Origin of the sequence: Paraburkholderia sp. SIMBA_027 (genome assembly GCF_046535315.1) — a bacterium.
GTDB classification, from domain to species: domain Bacteria; phylum Pseudomonadota; class Gammaproteobacteria; order Burkholderiales; family Burkholderiaceae; genus Paraburkholderia; species Paraburkholderia tropica.
Genome location: NZ_JAWRWY010000004.1, coordinates 489,643 through 512,103 on the forward strand (window position 1 = coordinate 489,643; position 22,461 = coordinate 512,103).

Annotated in this window: 22 protein-coding genes and 1 pseudogene; 10 read left to right on the forward strand and 13 right to left on the reverse strand. The window is 65.3% G+C overall.

The genetic code is table 11. From position 1 onward, the window contains the following. The first annotated feature begins 4 nt into the window (after nt 1-4). Together SB764_RS10210 and SB764_RS10215 are read left to right on the forward strand one after the other, a co-directional pair. Complete coding sequence (locus SB764_RS10210; RefSeq protein ID WP_074981843.1) at nt 5-391, forward strand: DUF1987 domain-containing protein; 387 nt, start codon at nt 5-7, stop codon at nt 389-391. Nucleotides 392-402: 11 nt separating this feature from the next. Then, nucleotides 403-1,143, forward strand: a complete 741-nt coding sequence (locus SB764_RS10215; RefSeq protein ID WP_410863463.1) for a GGDEF domain-containing protein — start codon at nt 403-405, stop codon at nt 1,141-1,143. A gap of 21 nt (nt 1,144-1,164) precedes the next feature. Here the strand turns inward: SB764_RS10215 and SB764_RS10220 are convergent, their stop codons facing one another. After that, entirely contained in the window at nt 1,165-1,653 is a 489-nt protein-coding gene (locus SB764_RS10220) for a hypothetical protein (protein ID WP_231957639.1), read from the reverse strand. Between the two features lie 305 nt (nt 1,654-1,958). Then, nucleotides 1,959-2,618: a helix-turn-helix domain-containing protein gene (locus SB764_RS10225; RefSeq protein WP_321891419.1), complete on the reverse strand. Its 660-nt coding sequence runs from the start codon at nt 2,616-2,618 to the stop codon at nt 1,959-1,961. Between the two features lie 220 nt (nt 2,619-2,838). Between SB764_RS10225 and SB764_RS10230 the strand changes: the two genes are divergently transcribed. Next, nucleotides 2,839-4,131, forward strand: coding sequence for an NAD(P)/FAD-dependent oxidoreductase (locus SB764_RS10230; protein ID WP_176080912.1), 1,293 nt, complete (start codon nt 2,839-2,841; stop codon nt 4,129-4,131). Between the two features lie 243 nt (nt 4,132-4,374). Here SB764_RS10230 and SB764_RS10235 read toward each other — a convergent pair whose 3' ends face one another. The 6 genes from SB764_RS10235 to SB764_RS10260 form a co-directional block, all read right to left on the reverse strand. After that, complete coding sequence (locus tag SB764_RS10235) at nt 4,375-5,352, reverse strand: LysR family transcriptional regulator (protein ID WP_065061525.1); 978 nt, start codon at nt 5,350-5,352, stop codon at nt 4,375-4,377. 343 nt (nt 5,353-5,695) lie between these two features. Continuing rightward, nucleotides 5,696-5,860: a hypothetical protein gene (locus tag SB764_RS10240; RefSeq protein ID WP_167371394.1), complete on the reverse strand. Its 165-nt coding sequence runs from the start codon at nt 5,858-5,860 to the stop codon at nt 5,696-5,698. 157 nt (nt 5,861-6,017) lie between these two features. Continuing rightward, a complete protein-coding gene (locus tag SB764_RS10245; RefSeq protein WP_410863465.1) occupies nt 6,018-7,418 on the reverse strand; it encodes an MFS transporter in 1,401 nt (466 codons plus the stop codon). Between the two features lie 113 nt (nt 7,419-7,531). Then, entirely contained in the window at nt 7,532-8,710 is a 1,179-nt protein-coding gene (locus SB764_RS10250) for a CaiB/BaiF CoA transferase family protein (RefSeq protein WP_074981849.1), read from the reverse strand. A 15-nt stretch (nt 8,711-8,725) separates the two neighbouring features. Continuing rightward, the gene (locus SB764_RS10255; RefSeq protein WP_065061528.1) at nt 8,726-9,889 is read right to left on the reverse strand and encodes an acyl-CoA dehydrogenase family protein; all 1,164 of its coding nucleotides are present in this window, start codon (nt 9,887-9,889) and stop codon (nt 8,726-8,728) included. Between the two features lie 55 nt (nt 9,890-9,944). Next, the gene (locus SB764_RS10260) at nt 9,945-10,790 is read right to left on the reverse strand and encodes a MaoC family dehydratase N-terminal domain-containing protein (RefSeq protein WP_183039482.1); all 846 of its coding nucleotides are present in this window, start codon (nt 10,788-10,790) and stop codon (nt 9,945-9,947) included. A 154-nt stretch (nt 10,791-10,944) separates the two neighbouring features. On the opposite strand from SB764_RS10260, the gene SB764_RS10265 reads away from it, so the two are divergent. Further along, nucleotides 10,945-11,889 (forward strand): LysR substrate-binding domain-containing protein, encoded by a 945-nt coding sequence (locus SB764_RS10265; protein ID WP_065061529.1) that lies wholly within the window; start codon nt 10,945-10,947, stop codon nt 11,887-11,889. Nucleotides 11,890-12,009: 120 nt separating this feature from the next. Here SB764_RS10265 and SB764_RS10270 read toward each other — a convergent pair whose 3' ends face one another. Further along, the gene (locus SB764_RS10270; RefSeq protein ID WP_065061530.1) at nt 12,010-12,462 is read right to left on the reverse strand and encodes a PRC-barrel domain-containing protein; all 453 of its coding nucleotides are present in this window, start codon (nt 12,460-12,462) and stop codon (nt 12,010-12,012) included. A gap of 286 nt (nt 12,463-12,748) precedes the next feature. Here SB764_RS10270 and SB764_RS10275 point away from each other — a divergent pair, with 286 nt between their 5' ends. Continuing rightward, nucleotides 12,749-14,101 carry an MFS transporter gene (locus tag SB764_RS10275; RefSeq protein WP_065061531.1) on the forward strand — a complete coding sequence of 451 codons (1,353 nt, stop codon included), beginning with the start codon at nt 12,749-12,751 and terminating at the stop codon, nt 14,099-14,101. 16 nt (nt 14,102-14,117) lie between these two features. Here SB764_RS10275 and SB764_RS10280 read toward each other — a convergent pair whose 3' ends face one another. Beyond that, entirely contained in the window at nt 14,118-15,128 is a 1,011-nt protein-coding gene (locus tag SB764_RS10280) for a glycosyltransferase family 2 protein (protein WP_321865523.1), read from the reverse strand. A 345-nt stretch (nt 15,129-15,473) separates the two neighbouring features. On the opposite strand from SB764_RS10280, the gene SB764_RS10285 reads away from it, so the two are divergent. From SB764_RS10285 to SB764_RS10300, 4 genes and pseudogenes are all read left to right on the forward strand, one after another. Then, nucleotides 15,474-16,565, forward strand: a complete 1,092-nt coding sequence (locus SB764_RS10285; protein WP_110329195.1) for an FUSC family protein — start codon at nt 15,474-15,476, stop codon at nt 16,563-16,565. Nucleotides 16,566-16,734: 169 nt separating this feature from the next. Then, nucleotides 16,735-17,874: pseudogene (locus SB764_RS10290) on the forward strand (cysteine desulfurase family protein); the annotation flags it as partial. Nucleotides 17,875-18,045: 171 nt separating this feature from the next. After that, nucleotides 18,046-19,038: an ROK family protein gene (locus tag SB764_RS10295; protein WP_321871099.1), complete on the forward strand. Its 993-nt coding sequence runs from the start codon at nt 18,046-18,048 to the stop codon at nt 19,036-19,038. A 42-nt stretch (nt 19,039-19,080) separates the two neighbouring features. Beyond that, nucleotides 19,081-19,806 carry a copper homeostasis protein CutC gene (locus tag SB764_RS10300; RefSeq protein WP_110329212.1) on the forward strand — a complete coding sequence of 242 codons (726 nt, stop codon included), beginning with the start codon at nt 19,081-19,083 and terminating at the stop codon, nt 19,804-19,806. A 20-nt stretch (nt 19,807-19,826) separates the two neighbouring features. Here the strand turns inward: SB764_RS10300 and SB764_RS10305 are convergent, their stop codons facing one another. The 3 genes from SB764_RS10305 to SB764_RS10315 form a co-directional block, all read right to left on the reverse strand. Next, entirely contained in the window at nt 19,827-20,381 is a 555-nt protein-coding gene (locus SB764_RS10305) for a molybdopterin-dependent oxidoreductase (RefSeq protein ID WP_410863469.1), read from the reverse strand. Nucleotides 20,382-20,579: 198 nt separating this feature from the next. Further along, nucleotides 20,580-21,245, reverse strand: coding sequence for a DUF2278 family protein (locus SB764_RS10310; RefSeq protein WP_110329213.1), 666 nt, complete (start codon nt 21,243-21,245; stop codon nt 20,580-20,582). Between the two features lie 98 nt (nt 21,246-21,343). Then, a complete protein-coding gene (locus SB764_RS10315) occupies nt 21,344-21,868 on the reverse strand; it encodes a DUF1697 domain-containing protein (RefSeq protein ID WP_321891412.1) in 525 nt (174 codons plus the stop codon). 98 nt (nt 21,869-21,966) lie between these two features. On the opposite strand from SB764_RS10315, the gene SB764_RS10320 reads away from it, so the two are divergent. Then, the gene (locus tag SB764_RS10320) at nt 21,967-22,458 is read left to right on the forward strand and encodes an NAD(P)H-dependent oxidoreductase (RefSeq protein WP_110329214.1); all 492 of its coding nucleotides are present in this window, start codon (nt 21,967-21,969) and stop codon (nt 22,456-22,458) included. Nucleotides 22,459-22,461 lie beyond the last annotated feature (3 nt).

Below are 22,461 nucleotides of genomic sequence, written 5' to 3' on the forward strand. Positions count from 1 at the left end.
CAGAATGGAAAACCTATTTATTGCCGCCACGGCGACTTCGCCGGAAATCGATTTCCGCTTCGATCAGCAATGGCTTTCGCTTCGCGGCGAGTCGTATCCCGAGAACGCCGCCGCGTTCTACGCGCCGATCATCGAGCAGCTCAACGCGTGGCTCGATGCGAGCACGGCCGCGACCATCACGGTCGAAGTCACGCTCACGTATTTCAACAGCTCCAGCACGAAGATGCTGTTCAGCGTGTTCGACGCGCTCGACCGCGCGGCATCGGCGGGCAATCAGGTGCAGGTGAACTGGTATCGCGACGAGGAAGACGAGACGATCCTCGAATTCGGCGAGGAGTTGCAGACCGACTTCACGGCGATCCAGTTCAACGATTGTCCGGTGGCGACTTGAGGACCGCGGGCGTGGACGCCACCGCATATCGCCGCGAGGTCTCTCACGATCATGCGCCGGACCTGTTTCGCAACGAGAGCGAAGCGCTCGAACGCGCGCGCGCGATCGGCGCGGACCCGCACGCGGATGCCGACGCCTATCGCCAGGCGCTCGACGAACTGATCCGCCATTACGAGCGCCTGATGCGCGAGACGCGCCGCCTGATCGGGCGCAGCGACCGCGCCGAGCGCGAGATGCAGGCGCTGACGCAGCAACTGCACTATCGCGCGACGCACGACGCGCTCACGGGCGTGTTCAATCGCAGCGCGGTGATCGAGCGCACCGTCAAGGCGTTGCGCGCGGATCGCGCGGTGATGATCCTGCTCGATATCGACGACTTCAAGAAGGTCAACGACGACTTCGGCCATCCGGCGGGCGACGCGGTGATTCTCGGCATCGTCAACTGCCTGTGTGGGATTCTGGGCGAGCACGGTCTCATCGGCCGCGTGGGTGGCGAGGAGTTCACGGTGGTGTTGCCGGGCTTCGAGATTCGCGATGCGCTCGATCTGGCCGAGCGCATGCGCGCGGCGATCGCGGCGCACGCGTTTCCGGATCCGGTGAGCCGCAGCATCACCGCGAGTTTCGGCGTGAGCGACAACGCGGCGGGCACCGACTTCGACACGGCCTATGGTCTCGCCGACGCCGCGCTCTACGCGGCGAAACGCGGCGGCCGCGACCGCGTGTCGTTCGACGGGCCGCTCGCTTCGGCGTAACGCCGGCTTCGTTGCGGCGCGCTAGAAACCGTGGCGCACGGTCAGCGTCGCGCCCGTGTCGTGCGAGTGCAGCACGGCCACGCGCGCCGTGCCGGAGAACACCCAGTCGTCAACGATCAGCGACAGGCGGCGTTGCGGCTGCGCGCCGAGCGTGAGCGTGGAGTTGGGTATCTGCATGATCGAGAGCTGCGGCGCCGTGGACGGCCCCATGCGCAGATACGCCTGCGCGGGCTGGCCGGCCGCACCGGGCGGCGCGCTGCCTGCCGCCGCCTTCGCATCGGCGAAGCGGTACTCGTGCGCGACATCCGCGCTGTAGAAGTTCTCGAATTGCGTCTCTGGCGCGCCGGGCGTGCGGCTCTGATACGCCATCTCGTAGCGATAGACGTAGCGTTGCGGCTCGGGTATCGCCGCGACGACTTCCATGGGCAGGGTGGGCGCGATGTTCGCCAGCGTCAGGGTTCCGGGCGCATCGGTCGCGATGCCGTCCGCGAATGCATATCCGCTCAGCATAAAAATGATTGCGCCGACAATCCTTTCGTTCAGGCACGTCATGACCATGCCTCCAATGAAGGAATTGAAACGTCACACGACCTGGGGTACGCCTGGGGTAAGTACCGAAAGCGAATGCCTGTGCCGCTTCGCGCGACAGAAGCGTGAAGGACACCCAAGCATTGTAGTCAGTCCTGCGCGTCCTGCCAGTTCAATGTGTGCGCTGGCGACCGTACGCGCGCGAACGATGCGCAGCCGGTTGTCGCGCGCACCGTGCGGGCCCGATGCGTCCGGCCTGGTTGGTTTGGTCCGCGTGCCGGCCGTGCTCAGGCCAGCAGCGCGAGCGCCGTCTCCAGCACGCTGCGTTTGAATTTCTTCGGATGATTGGGCAGCGTGGAGAACGCGGCCATCAGATGCGCGTAGCTGACGGTCTTGCTGATGCCGTTCATCAGCACGAAGAACAGCATCTCGGCGTCCTGCACCTTGAGCTCGCCCGCGCGGGCGGCATCCGCGAGCAACGGCACGAATACGTCGTGAACCGGCCGCACGAGACGTTCGACGAGGCGGTCGAGGCGCGCGCCTTCTTCGGTGGCGGCGGTGGCGAAGAACAGGCCGATATCGGGCTGATCGAACACCTTGTCGATATAGATTTCCAGCGCACGGTCCACGCGCGCCTTCGGGCCGAGATCCGAGTCGCGCAAGGCCGCCGTGGCTGCGATCATGGGCGCGGCGTGTTCGGCGATCTGCTCGACCACGGCCGTCCACAAGGCCTCTTTCGAACCGAAGTGATGCGCAAGCAGCGCGGGGTCGACGCCCGACTCGCGCGCGATCTCGCGCACGCTGGTCGCGTCGTAGCCGCGCGTGCCGAAGGTCTTGCGCGCATTGCGCAGCAGCACGTCGGGGCCGACCGAGGCGTCCTGCGCCGGCCGCCCGCGGCCGCGCTTCATCGGCGTAGGCGTGAACGATGCGGTGGCCTTCTCTTTCATGCGGGTCTGCATTCCATGATTTTCGATGGACGTGAGTGTACCCGAGCCTGGCCGCGTCACCGCGAGAGCCCGTATCGGACGCGTTGACGCGGCGCGCGGGTCGGCTTGCGGGGCTGCGTCGATGTCTGGATTCGATTCTGCGTCCGATTCTGCGTCCGTTTGACACACAGCATGGGGCGGGTTTACCATCGGTCTTTATTCATCACGCGTTGAATTGAAAATGTCGAAACCGGTTCGTATCGTGATCGTGGGCGGCGGCATCGCCGGCATTGTGTTGGCAACGAAGCTCGGCGACACGCTCGGGCGCGCGGGCAAGGCGCAGGTCACGCTGATCGACCGCAGCCCCACGCACATCTGGAAGCCGATGCTGCACACCATCGCCGCCGGCACGCGCGACGTGCAGCAGCAGCAGGTGATCTTCCTCGCGCATGCGAGCGAGCACGGCTACGCCTACGAGCCGGGCGAGATGCTCGGTCTCGACCGCGAGCGCCGCCGCGTGCAACTGGGCGCGATCACCATGCCGGACGGGACGATGGTGCTGGAGCCGCGCGAAGTCGGTTACGACGTGCTGGTGCTCGCGCTCGGCAGCCGCGCGAACGACTTCGGCGTGCCGGGCGTGAAGACGCACTGTCACTTTATCGACAGCCAGAAGCAGGCCGAGATCTTCAACGAAGCGCTGCGCGCGCGGGCGTTTCGCAGCGTGGCGCGCGACGAGGCGCTGCGTGTGGCGATCGTCGGCGGCGGCGCGACCGGCGTGGAGCTGGCGGCCGAACTGAGCCGTCTGCTCGAAGTGGCGAGCGCGTACGGCGACGCTTCGGTGCGCGAACGTTTGCAACTCACGCTGCTCGAAAGCGGACCGCGCATTCTGGGCGCGTTTCCGCCGGCTATTTCGGCGTCGAGCCAGCAGCAACTGGAGATGATCGGCTTCACGGTGAAGACCGGCACGCGCGTGACCGAGGCGTGCCCGGGCGGCTTCGTCCACGATGACGGCGCGCTGGCACAGGCCGATCTGATGGTGTGGGCGGCGGGCGTGAAGGCGGCGGAATTCCTGAGCGGCATCGGCGGACTGGAAACCACCCGCGCGAACCAGATCGTGGTCGGGCCGACGCTGCAATCCACGCGCGACGATCACATCTTCGCGCTCGGCGATTGTTCGAGCCTCACGCCCGCGGGCGCCGAACGTCCGCTCGCGCCCACGGCGCAGGTGGCGACGCAGCAGGCGGAGTATCTGGCGCGCCATCTGCCCGGCTGGCTGGCGGGCAAGCCGCTGCCCGATTTCGCGTTCCGCGATTTCGGCGCGCTGGTCTCGCTGAGCGACTACGACGCGTTCGGCACGCTCGGGCGCTTCGGCTTCTTCCGTGGCGGCTTCATTCGCGGACGCGTGGCGCAACTGAGCCACGCGATGCTGTATCGCCGCCATCAACAATCGCTGCATGGCTTGCGCAAGGCCACGCTTTTGTGGACCGCCGAGCGGATCAACGGCTGGGTGCAGCCGAAGATCCGGCTCGCGTGAAGTCCGTGCGGTGGCTGTGCGGGAGCGCGAGGCGCACGAAGCGCCACGCGCATCGCGAGCGGGCAGACGGTCGTGAGCATCGGCAGGCGCGGTGCGCGGATCGTCGCTCGCGCTCATCGCGTGCCGTGCGATGAAGCGAGCGAGGCGCTGAGCGCCGTTTGTCATGGCATCGATTCGAATTGATTCGGATAACTACAAATAAGTCACGGGCAAAAACGCGCGTTAAACTTCAAGCCGCGCGCGTCAGCTCTCGCACACCACGTCGTGATCGTAGCGCGCGTTCAGCAGTTGCAGTTCCTGTTCGTGCTCGGCCATGCGGCGCGGAACCGCTTCGCGCAGAAACTCCACGAGCGTCTTGATCTTCGCATCGAGATACTGGCGCGACGCATAGAGCGCGAACACGTTGAACGGCTTGAGCCGCGCTCCGGGCAGCACCTGCACGAGCGTGCCGTCGCGCATGCCTTGCAGCGCCGTGGGGATCGGCAACATGCCGATGCCCATCCCCGCGCGTATGGCCTCGCCGAGCGCCTCCGCAATGTTCACGGTCAGCGGCGCCTGCTGCGTGGGGCGGAAGGTCCGCGCCGGCTCGCCTTCGTGCTGGCCTTCGAATTCCCACGCCAGTACCGGCAAATCCTGGCGCGTGAGCTGCACGCAGGTATGCCGCTCCAGATCGCCGATGTCGAGTGGCGTGCCGCGTCGCGCAAGATATTGCGGCGCGGCGCACAGCACCGAACGCGACGTGCCGAGCCGCTGCGAAACGAGCGACGAATCCTTGAGCGTTTGCGCGACGACGATCGCCACGTCGAAGCGTTCTTCGAGCAGATCGGGCGTGCGCTGCGCGAGCACCAGGTCGACGGACACATCTTCGAATTGCTGCGTGTAGCGCGCGAGCAGCGGCGTGAGGTAATGCTGGCCGAAGCTCGCAGTGGCGTGCACGCGCAGGCGGCCGTTGGGTTGCGCGGCGGCGCCCATGGCTTCGGCGTCGGCGAGCGCGACTTCGTTGAGAATGCGCTCGCAATGCTCCAGATAGCGGCGGCCCGCTTCGGTCAGCGAGATCTGGCGCGTGGTGCGGTTGAAGAGGCGCGTTTGCAGACTCGCCTCCAGTTCCATGATCGCGCGCGACACCGCTGCGGTGCTGAGCGCGGCGCGCGACGCGGCCTTGGCGAAACCGCCGGCTTCGGCGACGCCAACGAACATCTTCATGCTGCCCAGCTTGTCCATCGGATTCCGTAGGGGGAGGGGAGGCCACTCGCGCATATATTCAACGCGTGATGAAATAATTTTACTGCGCGGGACGAGCGTGTGTCAAAGTGTGCATGCTTACGAAAAGCCTTCTACGTAGGCATTTTCGAGGATGCACGCCGCGCGCGAGTGCAAGGAAAGATCCGGAAAGCGAGTGAAAGCGTCAGGCCGCGACGGTGATCGCCGGGTTGGAGCGGACTGCGGATGCGAGGGAAATGAAGGTGTTCGACCGTGGGCGGCGCGCTCGCGTTGCACGGCGCGTCGCTTCGATATCGCGGGACAGGCTTCGAAAGCCTGCGATCAGGCGGGGATCAGATAAGGATCAGTAATGCGAGCAGGCGAGCACGCAATACAGGGCGCTGACCGTGGCCGCGACGCCCAACCCCGCACCGAGGCCGATATTGCCAATGGTGGTGGCGCAGCCGTTCAGGCCCGCGAGCGCGGCGCACAGACTCAGCACCGCGAGGGTTCGTCGAAATGCGGACATGGCGTGATCCGTTTGTAAGCAATGCGCGGATAGTACCCAGTCCGGGGAAGTTTCCTTTGTGACAGAAAGCAGGAGTTTGCGAAAGCGCTTACCGTTCCTTACGCGCGGAAAGCGCTTTCGCAGCGGGCCTTGAAATGACCCGCAATATCGGCCTCGATCAGCGGCCTTCCGGCGCGAGCACGGCCGGCGCGTCGTCGAGGTTTTCAGCCGCATTGCCCACGTCGCCCGCGATATCCTCCAGCGCGGCGCGGCTCGTTTCCACGCGCAGCGCGAGAATCGCCACGCAGAGCACGGCGAGAATCGCCGTCACCATCGCGATCACGCCCGAGACGCCGAAGCGTTCGTAGAGCATCAACGCGAGCCACGGCGTGGCGATCGACGAGGCGCGTCCGCAGGTGCCCGCCACGCCGGTGCCGCGCAGGCGCATTTCGGTCGGGAAGAGTTCGGGAATGTAGCCGAACAGGCCGAGCGTGCAGATGGTGTAGATCGCGCTCACGAGGCAGAAGCCCACGAGCATGATGGCGGTGGGATCGCGCAGCGTCACGTAGAGCCAGCCGAGCGCGACGCTCACGATCGACGACACCACGATGCCGCGCGCGCGTCCGACCCGGTCGGCGATGAAGTAACCGATCAGGCCGCCCACCGGCGAGCCGATCGACATCACGAACACGAAGCCGAGCGACTTCACGATCGACAGACCTTGCGCCACGAAGAACGTCGGCAGCCACGCGATGAAACCATACAGCCCCACGTTCACGCCGACGGCCGTGAGCGCCGCGACCAGCATGCGTCCGCGCATGCCTTTGGCGAACAGCGCGCTGAGCGGCACGCTGCCCTTGTGCAGATCGACGGCGCGCTGCACGGGCGGCAGTTCGCCCACCTGCGCGCGTACTTCCTGCTCGATTTCCGCGAGCGTGGCTTCGGCTTCCTCGAAACGGCCGACCGATTCGAGCCAGCGCGGCGACTCCGGCATGCGATGGCGCAGGAACCACACCACCAGCGCGCCCACGCCCGCGAGCGCGAACATATAGCGCCAGCCGAGATGCGGGATGACCCAGTAGCCCGCCGCGAGCGCCGCGAACAGCCCGCTATTGGTGATGACCGCGAGCAGCGAGACCCACTTGCCGCGCGTGGCGGGCGGCACGAATTCCGCGAGCGTGCCCGCCGCCACCACGAGTTCCGCGCCGAGCCCGAGGCCCATGATGAAGCGCAGCACGATCAGCCATTCGATGTTGGGCGCGAAGCACGCGGCGATCGAGGCGAGCCCGAACACCGCGAGATTGACCTGATACGAATAGCGCCGCCCGAGCCGGTCGCCGAGCCAGCCCGCGATGAACGCGCCGACCATCATGCCCATGAACGTCGACGAGACGAACAGCGCGCCGTGACGCATGTCGGTGAAGCCGTCCTTGACCATCGACGCCATCGCGCCGTTGGCGAGATAGATGTCGAAGGCGTCGAGGAACGCGCCGCCCGCGATGAGGCCGAGTATCTTCCAGTGAAAGCGTGAAACGGGTAGCCGGTCGAGGCGTCCGGCGGCATTGACCGCGTGGTGCATGTGATGTCTCCGATTGTGATGCGGCCCCCGAGGCCGAAGGGCCGCGGGGGCTTGCTGCCATGCGCCGCTTATTGCTGCGGCGTTCTATGGTGGGCGCGGGTCGTCCGCTCAGGTCAGACCGCGCCGGTGTCGTGCAGCGCGCGAATCTGCGTCGCGTCGTAGCCGAGTTCGTTCAGGATTGCGTCGGTGTGCTCGCCGAGCGCGGGCACGGCGTCCATGCGCGGCGCGTCCGCGAGCGTGACGCCGGGCGGCAGCAGCGCGGGCACCGCGCCCGCGGGCGTCTGCACCTGCGTCCAGCGTTCGCGCGCGGCGAGCTGCGCGTGCTCCCACACGGCCTGCATGTCGTTGATGTGCGCATTGGCGATCTTCGCGGCTTCGAGGCGCTCGACCACGTCGCGCGCGCTGAGGCTGGCGAAGGCCGCCACGATGAGCGCGCCGAGCGCCGCGCGATGCTCGACGCGGCGGCTGTTCGAGGCGAAGCGTTCGTCGGCGGCGAGTTCGGGCTGGCGCAGCACGACGTCGCAAAACGCCTTCCATTCGCGCTCGTTTTGCAGGCCGAGCATCACCGACTTGCCGTCGCCGGCCTTGAACGGACCGTACGGATAAATCGTGGCGTGCGCCGCGCCGTTGCGTTGCGGCGGCGTCTGGCCGTCGATCGCGTAGTAGAGCGGATAGCCCATCCACTCGACCATGCTTTCGAGCATCGACACGTCGATATGGCGTCCGCGCCCGGTTTTGCCGCGCTCGATCAGCGCCGCGAGAATGTTCGAGTACGCGTACATTCCGGCGGCGATATCGGCGATCGAGCAACCGGCTTTCGCGGATTCGTCGGGCGTGCCGGTGATCGACAGAAAGCCCGACTCGCTCTGGATCAGCAGGTCGTAGGCCTTCTTGTCGCGATACGGACCGTCGCCGCCATAGCCCGAGATATCGCAGACGATCAGACGCGGATAACGCTCGCGCAGTGCGTCGTAGCCGAGGCCGAGCCGCTGCGTCGCGCCGGGCGCGAGGTTCTGCACGAACACGTCGGCGTCGGCGAGCAGCGTGTGCACGATCTCCAGCGCTTCAGCGCGCTTCACGTCGAGCGTGAGGCTTTCCTTCGAACGGTTGGTCCAGACGAAATGCGAGGCGAGACCGTGCACGCGCTCGTCGTAGCCGCGCGCGAAATCGCCCACGCCGGGACGCTCGACCTTGATGACGCGCGCGCCCAGATCCGCGAGCTGGCGCGTGCAGAACGGCGCCGCGATTGCGTGCTCGAACGTGACGACCTTGATGCCTTCGAGAGGGCGCATGATTCGGCTCTCCGGTTAGAACGAACGCGGCAGGCCGAGAATATGTTCGGCGACGTACGAGAGAATCAGGTTGGTGGAAATCGGCGCAACCTGATAGAGACGCGTCTCGCGGAACTTGCGTTCGACGTCGTATTCGCACGCGAAGCCGAAGCCGCCGTGGAATTGCAGACAGGCGTTGGCGGCTTCCCACGAAGCGTCGGCGGCCAGCAGCTTCGCCATGTTGGCCTGCGCGCCGCAAGGCTCGTGCGCGTCGAAGCGGCGGGCGGCCTCGAAGCGCATCAGGTTCGCGGCTTCCACGTTGATGAACGCGCGCGCGATCGGGAACTGCACGCCCTGGTTCTGGCCGATCGGACGCCCGAATACCTGGCGATCCTTAACGTATTGCGATACCTTGTCGACGAACCAGTAGCCGTCGCCGATACACTCGGCCGCGATCAGCGTGCGCTCCGCGTTGAGGCCGTCGAGAATGTACTTGAAGCCCTTGCCTTCTTCGCCGATGAGATTTTCCGCCGGAATTTCGAGGTTGTCGAAGAACAGCTCGTTGGTCTCGTGATTGACCATGTTCAGAATCGGCTGCACGGTCAGGCCCTTGCCGATGGCTTCGCGCAAATCGACGATGAAGATCGACATGCCTTCGCTTTTCTTTTTCACGTCCGAAAGCGGCGTGGTGCGCGCGAGCAGGATCATCAGGTCGGAATGCTGCACGCGCGAGATCCACACCTTCTGGCCGTTGATCACATAACGGTCGCCCTTGCGCACGGCCGTGGTCTTGATCTTCGTGGTGTCGGTGCCGGTGGTCGGTTCGGTCACGCCCATCGACTGCAGGCGCAGTTCGCCGTTGGCGATCTTCGGCAGATACTTGCGCTTCTGTTCTTCGGAGCCGTGGCGCAGCAGCGTGCCCATGTTGTACATCTGGCCGTGGCACGCGCCCGAGTTGCCGCCGCTGCGGTTGATCTCTTCCATGATCACCGACGCTTCGGTGAGGCCGAGTCCCGAGCCGCCGTACTCCTGCGGAATCAGCGCGGCGAGCCAGCCCGCTTGCGTGAGCGCGTCGACGAAGGCTTCGGGATAGCCGCGCGCTTCGTCGATCTTGCGGTGATATTCGTTCGGAAACTGGCTGCACAGATCGCGGACGGCTTCGCGAATGTCCTGGAATTGATCGGGCGTGGCGTCGTTCATGTCGTGGATCTCGGTGAATCTCGGTGGAAGGAAGGAGCCTGCGGGGCGCGATGCTTCAGGCGAGCACGGCGCGCGCCGACATGGTCAGCGCGCCGTCGTGGTCCTGCGCCCACAACTCGATGGATTGAGCGTCTTCGGCGCGGCGGCCGCAGACGCGAAACGGGTGGCCGAGAAACGTCGGCCGGACCGCTTTCCAGGCGTATTCGCGCACGACCGCGCCGGGCACGCTGCGCGATACGAGGTCGAGCAGCAGCGTGGCGATCAGCGGACCGTGCACGACGAGATCGGGATAGCCCTCGACGCCGCGCGCGTACTCGCGGTCGTAGTGAATGCGATGGCCGTTGAAGGTGAGCGCCGAATAGCGGAACAGCAGCGTTTCGCTCGGCGTGATCTCGCGTGTCCAGTCGGCGTTCGCCGGCGCGGGCGTGGGCTTTGGTTGCGGCTGGCCAGGCTGCGCCGGCTCGCGATACACAATGTCCTGTTCCTCGCGGATCGCCGTTACGCCATCGGATTCGATCGCATGCTCGACGGTCACGAAGGCGAGACGCCCGCTGCGGCCTTCCTTGTGCTCGACATTGAGCACGCGCGAGACGCGCTCGGCCTGCGCGCCGATCCTGAGCGGCGCATGAAAGCTCATGCGCCCGCCCGCGGCCATGCGGCGCGGCAGACCGAGATCGGGCAGGAAGCCGCCTTTTTGCGGATGACCGTCGCTGCCCAGTTCGGCTTGCGGCGCGGCGGACCAGAAGTAGAGCCAATGCCAGATGGGCGGCAGCGCGTCGCCCGAACGCGGCGTGCTGCGGCAATCGAGCGTGGCGGCCAGCGCGGCGGCGGGAGCTGGGGAGAGGAAATCTGTGACGTTCTGCGTCGGCTGTTCGAGCCGATCGGGTTGGCATGCGTGCATCGCCGTCTCCAGCGCCGGTGCGGCCAGCGCTTTTTGCAATAGGAATGAGGCGACTGTAGGCGAATGTCCGGCGCGGCGGAAATACCGATTGAATGTGCCGGTCATAAGGGTATCCTATGACCCTCGCTTGAACCGGCAGGAAGGGCAGCACCTCATGGACGTTCGTCAGCTTCGCTATTTCGTGCACATCGTCGATTACGGCAGTCTGGGCAAGGCCGCCGAAAAGCTCTTCGTGGCGCAGCCTTCGCTGAGCCAGCAGATCGCGAAGCTCGAAGACGATCTCGGCGTGCCGCTACTCGTACGCAGTCCGCAGGGCGTGAAGCCCACGGCGGCCGGGCAGGCGCTGTACCGCCATGCGCGGCTCGTGCTGCATCAGATGGAACAGTTGCGCCAGGAAGTGCGCGACGGCGTGGGCGCGGAGTCGGGCACGGTCGCCATCGGCTTTCCGACGACCATGACGTCCGTGCTGGCGATGCCGGTATTCGAGCGTGTGCGCGAGCGTTATCCGGGCATTCGCCTGCAATTCTTCGAGAGCATGAGCGGCTACCTGAACGAACTGCTCGCGAACGGGCGGCTCGACCTCGCGATTCTGTTTCGCGACACGGCCACGCCAGGCATCTCCGCGCTGCCGGTGCTCGACGAGGAGCTGTATCTGCTGGGCGAGCCGCGCGGCGTGTCGGCGCGCACGCGCACCGTCACGCTGGCCTCGCTCGCCGACGTGCCGATGGTCGCGCCCGGCGTGGCGAACGGCTTGCGCCTGCTGCTGGAGCGTACGTTCGCGCGCGAACAGGTGCCGCTGAATATCATCGCCGATGTGGATTCGTTGCCGATTCTGCTGTCGCTCGCGCAGTCGGGCGCGGCGTGCACGATCTTGCCGGCTTCGGCGCTGGCGCTGCGGGCGAGCGCCGACCGGCCCAGAATGCGCCGCATCGTCGATCCGGTGATCCGGCGGCCTGCGAGCATCTGCTGGCCGAATGCCTTGCCGGTGAGTTCGGCGTCGCTGGCGGTGCGCCGCACGATCTGCGAAACGATCGAGGCGCTGTGCGCGCGCGGGTCGTGGGAAGGGATCGAACTGCGGGAGATGGCGCAGGGCGGCTAGACAGCGCGGCCCGCGAGCCATAGGTAAAACAACTGTTTTCGCGACCGCACGCCAGCGTCATACATACGCTGGCGTGCGAGAGCGGCATTGCGCCGCCCGTGTCGTGCTGCTTGCTACTGCTTATTGCTGCTGTTCTTGCTGCTTGTTGTCGATGCGCTTGGGCTTCGGCGGCGATTCGATCTTCGCGTACTGGAAGGCCGGCGTAGCCTTGAGCGCTTCCTTGGTCGCGCCCGGCAGATAGAGATTGCCCTTGCGCACTTCGAGCGAAGCGATGGGCACGGCCACGTCGTGCGCAGCCACGCCGAGGAAGCCGCCCGCTGCGACGATGGCCGCCGACACCGAACCGTCCGGCGCCACGATCAGGTCGCGCACGGTGCCCACCTTGACGTTGTCGTCGTTATAGACGGCCTTGCCGAGCACGCTCTTCTTCACGCTCCAGCCTTCGAGCAGCGCCTGCGACTGTTCGACCGTCACGCTCAGCGGCTGCGCGCCGGCGACCTGGGCTTGCGCGCCTGCACTGGCCACACTCGCGGCCACGACTGCGGCCGCCAACATCGTCATGCGGAAAGACATTTCTGGTGCTCCTGAATCAGGTTGGGTTTGCGGCGATGCCGCCCGATATAAAAATCGAACGGCCATAGTAGCCGGAATGAAAAAAAGCTGCGCTTAAGGTGCAATGCGGCAGAAAGCCCACGGTCATTCGACGGTCGATCGGTACTCGATGACATACCGGACGTTTTATGAAACGCGCCTTTCGCAACGGCGCGCGAGCGCCTAGTCTGTAACCACATGATACGGACTGGCCCGGATTCGGCGCAGGTGCGGCGGAGCGAGACGCCAGCCTTGAAGGAGACAACCGATGGACCTCGAAACGCGCACGATGACCCGCGTGACGGCACGCCTCGTGCCCTTCCTGATCGTCTGCTATTTCATCGCCTATCTGGATCGCGTGAATGTGGGTTTTGCTGCGCTGCAAATGAACAAGGCGCTCGATTTATCGGCGAGCGCATTTGGCTTTGGCGCCGGTATCTTCTTTATTGCGTATTTCTTTTTCGAAGTGCCGTCGAATTTGCTGCTCGAACGTTTCGGCGCGCGGCGCTGGATCGCCCGCATCATGTTTACGTGGGGCTTGCTGGCGGGCGCGATGGCGTTCATTCCGCATATCGCGCAGTGGAGCGGCATGTCGAACGCGCACGTGTTCTATACGCTGCGCATTCTGCTGGGCATTGCCGAAGCGGGCTTTTTCCCCGGCATCATCTTTTTGCTGACGCTCTGGTTTCCGGCCAAATATCGCGCGCGCGTGGTGGGCTATTTCATGGCGGCCATTCCGCTTTCCACGGTGATCGGCGGTCCGGTGTCGGGCTCGCTGCTGTCGATGGACGGCCTCGCCGGACTCGCGGGCTGGCAATGGGTCTATCTGATCGAAGCGGCGCCCGCGCTCGTGCTGGCCTTCGTCGTGCTGTTCTATCTCACCGACAAACCCACGCAAGCGACCTGGCTCGCCGACGACGAACGCGAATGGCTCGTCGCGCGTCAGGCGCAGGAGCGCAAGCATCGCGAAGCGGTCCATACCTTCAGCGTGGTGGAAGCGCTGATCAATCCGCGCGTGCTGGCCGTGGCGCTGATTTATTTCGGTGCGAACGCCACCAATTACGGCTTGAGTTTCTTTCTGCCGCAGATCGTCAAGGCGTTCGGGCTCACGAATGTGCAGACCGGCTTCGTGACTTCGTTGCCGTATATCGTCGGCGTGATTTCGATGGTGTTCTGGGGCCGTCACTCGGACCGGCGTCTCGAACGCAAGAAACACGTGGCGTTTGCGCTCGCGGTGGCCGCGGCAGGCATTGCGGCGGCGGCGGGGCTCGACAATCCGGTGCTCAAGATGCTCGCGCTTTCGGTGGCGGGCTTCGGCATCTTCGGCTGCCTGCCGGTGATCTGGACGCTGCCCGCCGCCTTTCTCTCAGGCGCGGCGGCGGCGGGCGGCATCGCGGCGGTCAACTCGCTTGGCAATCTCGCGGGCTTCTTCGGCCCCTATGCGATGGGCTGGATCAAGGACAGCACGGGCGGTTTCGGCGCGGGGCTGCTGTGCCTCGCGGGCGCGGGCCTCGTCGGCGCGGCGGCCGCGCTGCTGCTGCATCACGACGCCGCGCTCGAAACCATGGGCACGCCCGACCGCGCCGGACCGTCCGACGCGCACAAGGTCATGGGCTCATAGCAAAAATATCGGCATCCTAAGGAAGTCGCGTGCGCGTGATGTCGACGGGCTGTTCGCTCGCGTCGAAATCCAGTGACGGCAACGCTGGATTCACGCGCCGCGCGCTGCGCCAGATCATCAGCAGGTGATAGTAGAGACGCGGACTCAAGCCGAAGCGATACGCGCGCAGATTGCGCAGCGCGAGCTTCAGGCCGATACGCGCCTCGCGATTGCGCGCATGCAGCGACACGACGATCGGCACGAGCCGCCGCAAAGCAATACGCCGCGCGGGTTCGAGTGCGGGCGGCAAGGCCAGCGCCTGCACGAAACGCCAGGCCGCGAGCGAAGCGGCATTCGGCGTGTGACGCGTGGCCTGCGAAACCGACACGTCTGTCTTGCAATAGACCGACACGTAATCGTCGACGTAACAGACCTTGCGTGCCGCGAGACACAACTGCGTGCCGAACACGAAGTCGCAGCACACCTCGTCGTGACCGCCATAGCCGATCTGCTTGACGAGCGCGGCGTCGGCGAGCCAGCCGTTGTTCGGGAACATCTGCACGATGCCCGCGCGTCCGGGCAGCGCCAGCAAACCGGCCGCCGCGGGCGTGCGATGAAACGCGAGATTGAGCCGCCGGCTGCCTGCGAGATCGATGCGTCCGCGATGATCGGCTTCATATTGATTGCCGAACGCGACCTGTAGATCCGGATAACGCGTCCATTGCGCCAGCAGCCTTTCGATGCCGTTTGCGACCAGCAAATCGTCGTCGTGAATCAGCAGAATCTTTTCGCCGGTGGCGCGCGCGAACAGACTCGCGACATTGCGCGCCTGTCCGAGCGAAGGCGTGTTGCGCCGATACGCGATGCGCTTATCGCGACCGTAACGCGCGGCGATTGAAGCCGCCGTACGGTCGTCCTGCGAATCGTCGCCAATCACGATCTCGATGTTTGTATGTGTTTGCTGCAAACACGATTCAATGCAGCGAATCAACAGATCGGGACGATTGCACGTAGGCAGACATATTGAGACCTTGGTTTTTATCGTCATGGGCCTACCCATTGCTCAGTAATCCAGTGAGGTTCGCCATGCGAACGCCAAACAACTTGCAAGACGGTAAGGGATAAAAACTCGAAAGAAATTGAAAATAAATCGCAAGCTTGGCGGATTCGGGAAAACGCTGATCAGGTGGGCGTTGTACGGAATTCGTCAGAGGATTCGAAAAAAAAAACGCATGGTGCAGTGCAAATAAAAGCTTGCGGTGCGCTAACTGGAAGATAACCACGGGTCATCGGCGCGGCTCCGGAAAATAGCGCCACGTCATCGCGTAAATGGCTGCCGGAAAATGCGTCGGCTCGATTAGCATCCTGATATCGCCTGTACCGATCGACACCCATGACGCCATCCCAATACGTCCACAAACCCTTAACGCCGTTTCGCCGCTCGTTCGCGCGCTTTTCGTTATCGGAAATGGCGAAGTACACGAAGCTCACGCTCGGCTTGTGGATCGGTTTTGCCATTCCCTACCATTTCGGTTATCCCGACGCGGCCGTCGCGCTCGCCGGTTCGGCGATGCTCACGCTGGCGCTCGGCAGTTCGATTTCGGCCGCGCGCGGTTATTTCTACAAGCGCGTGACCTCGAATCTCGTGGCCATGCCCATCGGCACATTGCTGATCTGGCTGACCGCGCCGCATTTATGGCTGGGCGTGCTGCTGCTGCCGATCGTGATCTTCGCGATCGTGAGCCTGCGTCCCTCGGTGTTTCAGATGACGAGCATCACCGTGCCCATGACGCTCGTGCTCTATACCGGCGAACATATTCCCTTGCTCGAACAACGCCTGATTGGCGTGGTGCTCGGCATGCTGCTCGGTTTCGTGATCCAGCAGATCGTGTTTCCGCCCGATCATGGTTTTTGGGCGAATACGCTCGTGAATAGCGGCAATGAACAAGCGACGGCGTTGCTCACGCAAATCGCCGCAGAGAAACTCGACCGCACGCAATTGAAGTCGCTTACGGCCGCGCTGCGCAAATCGAGCAGCAATCTGAAAGAGGCGCACGATCTTTTGAAGGCGGATCTCGCGCAGTCGTGGGTGTCGCCGCATTTACAGCGCAATCGCTCGCGCCTGCCGCTGTTCTGGTGTTATCACGAACTGTTCGATTCGGTGGTTAATTTTCTCGAAACGTTCGACACGTTTCATGCGCAATTCGAAGCGCTCGATGCGCACTGGAAAACGGAATATCTGCGCGGGCTCGGTTTGCTCGCCGCCGCGCACCGGCAACTGGCCGATGTCGCCGATCTGCGAGTCGAACGGCCCGGACTGGACGACAAGCCGCTGCGGCTTGCCACGCTCCAGACGCTGTTCGAATCGTTGCCCGCGGCAGGCATCTACACCAGCGTGTATCTCGGGCATCTCACGGGCTACGGCATTTTGCTGTGCCGCCTGAGCGACATGCATACCGAGCATCTCGGCGAAGCGCCGGTTTAACCGTTTTTCGTTTTAAAGACACGCGAGACGCGTGCGATCTGGCACGAAAGAAAAAATAATTCTGCGTTTGCCCGAAATCGGCGAGCGATTTGGAATCATTTTCTCGTCGCTGCCGCGTAGCATGGATGGCCATTCGAGTCTCGAAATCTCTCTTCCCAGTACCACGAGAATGGCTGAAAAACTGCACTATTTCGACTACGCGGCGACCACGCCGGCCGACCCGCGCGTGATCGCCGCCATGAGCGAATGCCTCGGCATGGAAGGCGCGTTTGGCAATCCGGCATCGAGTTCGCACGCGGCGGGCATGCAGGCGCGCTCGCTCGTCGAAGCCGCGCGTGCCCAGGTGGCCGCGCTGATCGGCGCGCACGCCGACGAGATCGTCTGGACCTCGGGCGCGACCGAATCGAACAATCTCGCCTTGAAAGGCTACGCGGATAACGCCGCCGACCGTCGCCATCTGATCACCAGCTGCCTCGAACACAAGGCGATTCTCGATACCGTCGCGAGCCTCGAAAAGCGCGGCATGACAGCGAGCTTCGTGCGTCCCGACGCGCACGGCGACATCACGCCCGCCGCCGTGCAGGCCGCGTTGCGCGACGACACGGGCCTCGTTTCGCTGATGCTCGTGAACAACGAGATCGGCACGTTGACCGACATTGCCGCCATCGCGCCGATCGTGCACGCGGCGGGCGCGCTGCTGCACGTAGACGCCGCACAGGCGCTCGGCAAGACGCCGATCGACGTGAACGCGCTCGGCATCGATCTGCTGTCGATGTCGGCGCACAAGGTCTATGGGCCGAAGGGCATCGGCGCGCTGTACGTGCGCCGCGAAGCGGCCGCGCGCATCGCGGCGCAGATGCACGGCGGCGGCCACGAGCGCGGGTTGCGTTCGGGCACGCTCGCGACGCATCAGATCGTCGGCATGGGCACGGCGTGCGCGCTGGCCGCCGAGCGCATGGACGCCGATACGCAGCGCATCGCGCAACTGGCCGCGCGTTTGCTCGACGGTGCGCTGCGTCTCGACGGCGTCACGCAGAACGCGCGCGCGGCGCGCCGCATTGTGCATACGCTGAGTCTCACGATCGGCCACGCGGGCTTTTTCCCGTTCATGCTGGCGGCGGATGTGGCGGTGTCGTCCACGTCGGCGTGCAACTCGGCATCGGGCGCGCCTTCGCATGTGCTGAGTGCGATCGGCCTCGACGCCGACGCCGCGAGCCGCACGCTGCGTTTCAGCATTGGCCGCTACACGACCGAAGCCGATGTCGATCACGCCATCGCCCGTCTCGCCCAGGTCGTGGCGCAATGCCGGCCGGTGCAACGCCGCGAAGCGCCGGCGGCGGTTTGAAGCGCTCAAGACGGTGCGTTTGCTTCGACCACGGCGCGCCGCGTAAAGTGTGAGGGCTGCCGCTCACAGGCGTCGGCCGGGATCGCCCGGCGCGGCGCGCGCAAGCCGCGCGGGCGGCGCTGCGAGAGGTCCTTCATGCCGGATCACGCCCTGCCCGCACTCGCGGGCGCGCGCACGCTCTATACCGCCGATATCGGCGGCTCGTTCATCCGCCTCGCCGCCTGCACGCACGCGGGCGAACTCGTCGCGCTCGCGAAGCAGCCTACGCCCGCGCACGACTGGACTCAATTCGTCGATACGTTGAGTGCAATGCTCGCGGCGCATGTCGACGGTGCCGCGGATGCGGCGCTCGCGCTATCGATTGCGGGCCTCGTCGATCCCGCCGACAGCACCGCGTTTTCCGCCAATATTCCCTGTATCACGGGCCGCAAGCTCGCGAGCGAACTCGGCGCGCGGCTCGGCCGCCCGGTGTTCGCCGCGAACGACGCTGACTGCCTCGCGCTCGCGGAAGCCGTGGCCGGCGCGGGCGCCGGTCATCGCGTGGTGTTCTCCGCCGTGCTCGGCACGGGCGTCGGCGGCGGCCTCGTCGCGAACGGACAGCTGATACAGGGCGCGGGCGGCGTGACGGGCGAGTGGGGGCACGGTCCCATCGTCAACACGCAATGTCAGCCGGAAGGCGAGCCCGAGCCGCTGTACGTGCCGCGCTTCGCGTGCGGCTGCGGTCAGCGCGGTTGTGTCGATGCGATAGGCGGCGCGCGCGGGATCGAGCGGCTGCATGTGTTCCTGAACGCGGCATCGACCACCGATTCGCCGACACCCGCACTGGACAGCCACGCGATCCTCGATGCCTGGACGCACGCCGATCGCGCCGCCGTGCGCACGATCGGCGTCTGGCTCGAACTGGTCGCGGATCCGCTGGCTGCCGTGGTCAACGTCACGGGCGCGTCGCGCGTGACGGTGGGCGGCGGGCTCGCCGGTTCGCCCGCGCTGATAGGGCGGCTCGATCAGGCGGTCCGCTCGCGCGTGCTGCATCGGCGCGACGAACCGCTCGTGGTGCCCGGCCGTTTCAGCGCCGATGGCGGCCTGATCGGCGCGGCGCTGCTCGCGCGTCAGGCTTCAAACCGCTAAGCCTCGTCAACGCTCTTTCACCTCATGAAACAAGGATCGCCGATGCCTATTACGCTCGAAATTTGCGTGGACAGCGTGGACGGACTCGACGCCGCCGTCGCGGGCGGCGCCGATCGGATTGAATTGTGTTCGGCGCTCGATCTGGGGGGCCTCACGCCGACGCCCGGCCTGATCGCGGCGGCGGCGCACGCGCCGATTCCCGTCTACGCGATGGTCCGGCCGCACGCGCGCTCGTTCGCGTGGTCGCCCGCCGACACGGAAGCCATGCTCGCCGATATCGACGCCATGCGCGCGGCCGGTCTCGCGGGCGTCGTGCTCGGCGCGGCGCGGGCCGATCGTCAGCTCGACGTGCAGATGCTGGCCGTCTTGTGCGAACGCGCGCGCGGGCTCGGCACCACGTTGCATCGCGTCTTCGATCTCGTGCCCGATCCGGCGCGCGCGCTCGAAGAAGCGGTGGCGCTGGGCTTCGAACGCATTCTGACTTCGGGCGGCGCCGCGCGCGCGGCTGATGGCATCGTCGCGCTGAACGCCCTCGTGCGGCACGCGGCGAACCGCATCGGCATCATGCCGGGCAGCGGCATCGACGCGCTCAACGTGGCGGGCATCGTGCGCGCGAGCGGCGCGACGCAGGTGCACGCGTCATGCCGCGCGGTGTTTGCGCACGGCGAGCACAAGGGCGTCGAACTTGGCTTCTTTCCGGAGCGCGGGAGTATGACGTCGGCGCGCGCGGTGATGGGCCTCAAGCACGCGATGGCGGCGCTCGCCTGAGCGGCGTGCTCAAGGCATGTTCAAGGCGCAAGCACGCGCGTTTCGATGCGCGCGAGACGCTTCAGATGGCGCGGCGCGGGCACGTTATCCGCGCCGGAAAACAGCACGGGCGCGCCGTCCGCGGCGCTGAGCGGCTGGCCGCCGCATTCGTAGGCGACGATGGCCTGCTCGCCCACCGGCGAGTTGAACAGCTCGTGCCACGTGAACGGCACGGCATAGCCGTCATGGCCGACGGCCAGAAAGATCATGCGCTTGAAGTCGCCGGGCGCTTCGCAGTGCAGGCCCGCGTGCTCGATCAACGCCGTCAGCAGCACGCCGCGATAAGGCTCGACCGTGCGGATGAACCGCTGCGTGGTGTAGCAACGCAGATCGAAGGGCGCGCACGTGACGCTCGGCATCGCGCGCAAGGCTGCGAGCGTGAGCGTTTGAGGCCGTACCACGCTGCCGGAGAGCGTGAGTACGACGTCTTCGTCGGCAGGATCGGTGTGATCGGTGTGATCGGTGTGATCGGTGTGATCGGTGTGATCGGTGTGATCGGTGGAAGTGGCCGCAGCGGCGTGGGGCGCGAGGTTCATCGTGGAGGCTCCGGGCCGCGCGGCGGCCTGACGGCGATCGACAGGGGATCGGCTGAAAATCGACCGGAAAAATCGACAAAGCGTCGATATAACTTCGCGTATATTACGATAGCCCGCGCCGCTGTATCAACGATCGGCCTGACATGTCGCGCATATTGCCGCGCTTATCTTGCGGCGGGGCTGAATCGCGCTGACCGCTCAGGCGATCGGTTTCGAGTCCGCGGTGGGATTGCCGAGATCGTCGGTCGGCAGATATTGCTGATCGAACGCGGCCACATAGAGCGCCCATTGCGGCGCGCCCACGTCGACGAGCAGCGCGCCGTCCTGCCAGATGTCGTTGTGATCGTTGCGGTCGTTGCCCGCGCGATGAATGAATTCGCCTTTCGATCCCTGATTCATGTGCACGTCGTGTACGCCGTTGCCTTCGCTGTAGAAGCGGCCATACACATAAACGTCGTAGCCGGATTGTTGCGCGCGCAACAAAAGACGCTGGAGCGTGGCGACCGGTTCGACGGCATCGGTGCCGTCCATCACGTCGCTGTTGCGCCATGCGCCGGTGTTGGCGAGAAAGTCGCTGCGCTGGAAATCAAGCGCGGGCAGCGCGTGCTGGCCCGTGAGATTCTGCTCGCCCGAGGCATCGGCTTGCAGCGTCTGCAACATGGCGTGGCGGAAATCGAAGAGCAGCTTGTATTTGAGCAGGTCGTCGGCGTCGGTGGTGCCGACATTGACCGCCACATCCCACTGCGCGCCGCCCACATCGAGGCCGAAATGCAGGTGATACTGCACTTCATGCGGCCGCTGCGTGGGCTTGAGTTGCGGCGCGGAAGTGATCTTGCCTTTTGCGAAACCGTAGGGAAGCGTCATCGTCTGCATCTCCGGGTGCATGGCGTTTCATCATAAGACAGACGCGTGACAGTCGTGCTGCACCGCGGCTTCGCGAAGGCGTCAGCGAGCTTTCATTTTTATTCGGCGCGCTGATTGGCCCATTGCGCGAGCGTGGCGACGGTGTTCATATTGCGCGCGGTGCCGTCGGCGGCAGCGGGCAGTTTGAGCTTCGAGCGGCCAATGCCGTCCGGATACTGCACGTAGATTTCGCGCTTGCCCGCGACGATGCTTTCCGCTTGCTGGCCGCGCGCCGTTTCGAGCAGGTTAGCGGGCGGCGCGGTGTCGAGAAAGATCGCGACAGTGCGATCGGGCGGCGCATCGGCGAAGGGATTGGCGGCGACGATGGCCGCCATCTCGGCGGCGTTGCGCAACAGCACGCCGACGGGTTTGCCCGCGTAAGTCGCGAGGCTCGCTTCGAGTTGCTTCTTCACGCTCGATGCGGCGAGGCGGCTGTCGAACACGACATTGCCGCTGGCGATATAGGTGCGCACGTTGGCGAAACCGAGTGCTTCGCACATCGCGCGCAGTTCGTTCATCGCGAGTTTGCCGGTGCCGCCGACATTCACGGCGCGCAGCAGGGCGACATAGGTAGAGGTAGGCATCGCCTGATAATACTGCGAAGCGCCGGGCGCGCGCTGTGGGCGCGGGCGGGCACGGTATCATCGGCATTTCGCGAAGCGAACAGGCTCACAAAGACGCAATGAAAACGCTATTGATCGTCTATCACTCGATGACGGGCGGCACGCAGCAGATGGCCGAAGCGTCCGCGCGCGCGGCGCGTGCGCAGGCGGGCGTGAACGTGCGTCTGCAACGCGCCGACGCCAGCGTTCCAAACGATGTCCTGGCCGCCGACGGCTATCTGTTCGCGACGCCCGAGAATCTCGCATCGATGTCCGGGCTGATGAAGGACTTCTTCGATCGCTGCTATTACGCGGCACTCGACCGCGTAAACGGGCGTCCTTATGCCGCGATGATCTGCGCGGGCAGCGACGGACAAAACGCGCTGCGCCAGATCGAACGCATCGCGACGGGCTGGCGGTTGAAAGCCGTGGCGCAAGGAATGATCGTGTGCACGCACGCGCAAACGCCGGAGCGCATTCTCGCGCCGAAGATCATCGGCCCCGACGATCTCGCGCGCTGCGCCGAACTCGGCGAAGGACTGGCGGCGGGACTCGCACTCGGCGTGTTCTGAGGC

Excerpts from the sequence above, each read along its gene's own strand:
- SB764_RS10210 (WP_074981843.1), top strand. The coding sequence starts at position 5 with ATGGAAAACCTATTTATTGCCGCCACGGCGACTTCGCCGGAAATCGAT.
- SB764_RS10220 (WP_231957639.1), bottom strand. The coding sequence starts at position 1,653 with ATGCTGAGCGGATATGCATTCGCGGACGGCATCGCGACCGATGCGCCC.
- SB764_RS10225 (WP_321891419.1), bottom strand. The coding sequence starts at position 2,618 with ATGAAAGAGAAGGCCACCGCATCGTTCACGCCTACGCCGATGAAGCGC.
- SB764_RS10230 (WP_176080912.1), top strand. The coding sequence starts at position 2,839 with ATGTCGAAACCGGTTCGTATCGTGATCGTGGGCGGCGGCATCGCCGGC.
- SB764_RS10235 (WP_065061525.1), bottom strand. The coding sequence starts at position 5,352 with ATGGACAAGCTGGGCAGCATGAAGATGTTCGTTGGCGTCGCCGAAGCC.
- SB764_RS10240 (WP_167371394.1), bottom strand. The coding sequence starts at position 5,860 with ATGTCCGCATTTCGACGAACCCTCGCGGTGCTGAGTCTGTGCGCCGCG.
- SB764_RS10245 (WP_410863465.1), bottom strand. The coding sequence starts at position 7,418 with ATGCACCACGCGGTCAATGCCGCCGGACGCCTCGACCGGCTACCCGTT.
- SB764_RS10250 (WP_074981849.1), bottom strand. The coding sequence starts at position 8,710 with ATGCGCCCTCTCGAAGGCATCAAGGTCGTCACGTTCGAGCACGCAATC.
- SB764_RS10255 (WP_065061528.1), bottom strand. The coding sequence starts at position 9,889 with ATGAACGACGCCACGCCCGATCAATTCCAGGACATTCGCGAAGCCGTC.
- SB764_RS10260 (WP_183039482.1), bottom strand. The coding sequence starts at position 10,790 with ATGCACGCATGCCAACCCGATCGGCTCGAACAGCCGACGCAGAACGTC.
- SB764_RS10265 (WP_065061529.1), top strand. The coding sequence starts at position 10,945 with ATGGACGTTCGTCAGCTTCGCTATTTCGTGCACATCGTCGATTACGGC.
- SB764_RS10270 (WP_065061530.1), bottom strand. The coding sequence starts at position 12,462 with ATGTCTTTCCGCATGACGATGTTGGCGGCCGCAGTCGTGGCCGCGAGT.
- SB764_RS10275 (WP_065061531.1), top strand. The coding sequence starts at position 12,749 with ATGGACCTCGAAACGCGCACGATGACCCGCGTGACGGCACGCCTCGTG.
- SB764_RS10280 (WP_321865523.1), bottom strand. The coding sequence starts at position 15,128 with ATGACGATAAAAACCAAGGTCTCAATATGTCTGCCTACGTGCAATCGT.
- SB764_RS10285 (WP_110329195.1), top strand. The coding sequence starts at position 15,474 with ATGACGCCATCCCAATACGTCCACAAACCCTTAACGCCGTTTCGCCGC.
- SB764_RS10295 (WP_321871099.1), top strand. The coding sequence starts at position 18,046 with ATGCCGGATCACGCCCTGCCCGCACTCGCGGGCGCGCGCACGCTCTAT.
- SB764_RS10300 (WP_110329212.1), top strand. The coding sequence starts at position 19,081 with ATGCCTATTACGCTCGAAATTTGCGTGGACAGCGTGGACGGACTCGAC.
- SB764_RS10305 (WP_410863469.1), bottom strand. The coding sequence starts at position 20,381 with ATGAACCTCGCGCCCCACGCCGCTGCGGCCACTTCCACCGATCACACC.
- SB764_RS10310 (WP_110329213.1), bottom strand. The coding sequence starts at position 21,245 with ATGACGCTTCCCTACGGTTTCGCAAAAGGCAAGATCACTTCCGCGCCG.
- SB764_RS10315 (WP_321891412.1), bottom strand. The coding sequence starts at position 21,868 with ATGCCTACCTCTACCTATGTCGCCCTGCTGCGCGCCGTGAATGTCGGC.
- SB764_RS10320 (WP_110329214.1), top strand. The coding sequence starts at position 21,967 with ATGAAAACGCTATTGATCGTCTATCACTCGATGACGGGCGGCACGCAG.